General features: G+C 59.7%; 1 protein-coding gene. It reads left to right on the top strand.

Translation table 11 applies throughout. The features are described 5' to 3' along the window. A partial coding sequence (locus R0J88_RS19690; protein ID WP_410900827.1) for a motility-associated protein occupies positions 1 to 278 on the top strand: 278 nt, incomplete at both ends.

Raw genomic sequence — 278 nt, forward strand, 5'->3', positions numbered from 1 at the left:
GCTGCTCGTGCTGCCGACGCTCTTCAAGGGCTCGAAGTACACGAAGGACGTCTATATGGAGCTGATGGCGCTCCTGTACGTGCTGCTAGCGAAGGAGCGCAAGGAAGGCACGCTGACGCTCGAAGCCGACATCGACGATCCGGACAAGAGCCCGATCTTCACGCAATACCCGAAGATCCTCGCCGATCGCCACATCGTCGAATTCCTGACCGACTACCTGCGCCTGATGGTGGGCGGCAACATGAACGCGTTCGAGATCGAGAGCCTGATGGACGAGG

Origin of the sequence: Pseudoalteromonas sp. SIMBA_162 (assembly GCF_046535955.1) — a bacterium.
Classification (GTDB): Bacteria; Pseudomonadota; Gammaproteobacteria; order Enterobacterales; family Alteromonadaceae; genus Pseudoalteromonas; species Pseudoalteromonas marina.